Source organism: Streptomyces flavofungini, assembly GCF_041028215.1.
Taxonomy (GTDB): domain Bacteria; phylum Actinomycetota; class Actinomycetes; order Streptomycetales; family Streptomycetaceae; genus Streptomyces; species Streptomyces flavofungini_B.
The window spans coordinates 1-2241 of the sequence record NZ_JASKYR010001027.1 but is presented as its reverse complement, the minus strand read 5'-3'; the positions used below and the strand labels follow the sequence as shown (position 1 = coordinate 2241).

Here is a 2241-nt window from a genome sequence, read left to right as displayed (position 1 = left end):
GCCGGAGGGTAGCCGTACGAGGGCTGGGGCGCGGGATGCCGGGCGGCTCGGGCGGATAGCCGTACGAGGGCGGCGACTGCGGGGCGGGCTGCGCGGCCGACGGCTGCGGCTGGGCCGGGGACGGCTGCGGCATGGGCCGCGCGGGCGGCAGCGGGAAGGACGTGGAGGGTCCGGGCACGGCCGGCATCGGCTCGGGCGGGGCGGACTCCGTGTCGTCCACGGAGATCCCGAAGTCGGACGCGAGCCCCTCAAGACCGTTGGAGTAGCCCTCACCGAGCGCCCGGAACTTCCAGCCCTCGCCGCGGCGGTAGAGCTCGCCGCAGATCAGCGCCGTCTCCTCGCCGGTCTGCGGGGTGATGTCGAAGTAGGCGAGCGGTTCACCGCCCGTGACCATGGCGTCGTAGAGCAGGATGCGCAGCGCCGGTACGTGTCCGAAGGCGACGCCCTCGGCGGAGGCGGCCAGGAGCACGCGGCTGACCGCGGGGTCCATGCCGGCGAGGTCGGTCTGGATCGTGTCGGTCAGGCCCTCGGCGACCCGCTTCTTGCCCAGCCGCCAGACCGTGCCGCCGGGGTGGCGCGGCTGGTTGTAGAAGACGAAGTCCTCGTCCGAGCGGACCCGGCCGTCACCGCCGAGGAGCAGCGCCGACGCGTCGACGTCGGGGACGCCTTGCCCGGGGGCCCAGCGCAGCACTGCGCGGACCGCCGAAGCCTCCAGCGGGACGTTGGACCCCTTCAACATCGCGTGCGTCATGCGGTCATCCTGCCTTCCCCCGCACGTGTCGTACAACGCGGGGGCCGAGAGCGCCCCGGCCGTGGCGGCAGGGCCCGGCCCGCGGGCGGCCGGGGGTGCGACGGAGCGTGCGACGGTTGTGTGGTGTGCGTGTGTGACATGGCCGGGTTACCTGAAGTTCATGTCCGGCGGGAACCCCCGGCACCCGTTCCTACGTACTATTACCGGCCACATCACAACGGTCCATGTCGACGGAACAGAGCACAACGTTCGACGGAACAGGCGATAGCAGGGGAAATCCATGCGTCATTTCGGGCACATCGCCCCAGAGGTGCGACAGCGTCTCTTCCACCGGGAGCCGTGTGCCTTCACCGCGGACTCCCCGCCCCCACTCCTCGCGTCCGCCCTCGGGGCCACGCTCTACAGCCCGGCCACCCGCCCCCGCCTCGCCGACGACGTCCTCAAGCAGGGCGGGCGCGGCGTGACCTCCATGGTGCTCTGCCTGGAGGATTCCATCGACGACGCCGAGGTCGGCGAGGCCGAGGAGAACCTGGTCCGGCAGTTCGCGGACCTGGCGGAGCGGGGCGTGGAACCGCCGCTGCTCTTCATCCGGGTCCGCGAGGCCGAGCAGATACCCGACCTGATCCGCAGGCTCGGGCCGAGCGTCCGGCTGCTGTCCGGATTCGTACTGCCCAAGTTCACCGAGGAGCGGGGCGTTCCGTTCCTGGAGGCGCTGACGGCGGCCGAGGCCGAGATCGCCCCCGAGGCGGACGTGGCGCGGCGGCTCTTCGCCATGCCCGTCCTGGAATCGCCCGAGCTGCTGCACCTGGAGAGCCGCGCCGACACCCTGGCGGGCATAGCCCGCACGGTCGACAAGTACCGCGACCGGGTGCTCGCGCTGCGCCTGGGCGTCACCGACTTCTGCTCGGCCTACGGACTGCGCAGACCGCCCGACATGACCGCCTACGACGTGCAGATCGTCGCCTCGGTCATCGCAGACGTGGTGAACGTCCTGGGCAGGGCCGACGGCACCGGCCACATCGTGACCGGGCCCGTCTGGGAGTACTTCCGGGTCCAGGAGCGCATGTTCAAGCCCCAGCTGCGCCGCAGTCCCTTCCTGGAGGGCCGCGCCGACGAGCTGCGCCAGGCCCTCATCGAGCACGACATGGACGGCCTGCTCCGCGAGATCGAGCTGGACCGGGCCAACGGCCTGCTCGGCAAGACCTGCATCCACCCCTCCCACGTCCTGCCCGTGCACGCCCTCTCGGTCGTCAGCCACGAGGAGTTCAGCGACGCGGCGGACATCCTGCGCCCCGAGCGCGGCGGCGGCGGGGTCCTGCGCTCCTCGTACACGAACAAGATGAACGAGGTGAAGCCGCACCGCGCCTGGGCCGAGCGGACGCTGCGGCGGGCCGAGGTCTTCGGCGTCGCCCGGGAGGACGTCGGCTTCGTGGAACTGCTCGCGGCCGCCGTCCCGACCACCTGACCCACCCCGCCCGACCGCCCCGCCT

At 72.1% G+C, this 2241-nt stretch carries 2 protein-coding genes; one reads left to right on the top strand and one right to left on the bottom strand.

Annotated features, from left to right (window positions below; genetic code table 11):
* The coding region (locus tag AB8Z36_RS37990) for a TerD family protein (RefSeq protein ID WP_440582114.1) at window positions 1-751 on the bottom strand (751 nt) is incomplete at its 3' end.
* Window positions 752-1031: 280 nt separating this feature from the next.
* Here AB8Z36_RS37990 and AB8Z36_RS37985 point away from each other — a divergent pair.
* Window positions 1032-2216, top strand: a complete 1185-nt coding sequence (locus tag AB8Z36_RS37985) for an HpcH/HpaI aldolase/citrate lyase family protein (RefSeq protein ID WP_369217928.1) — start codon at window positions 1032-1034, stop codon at window positions 2214-2216.
* Window positions 2217-2241: the final 25 nt, after the last annotated feature.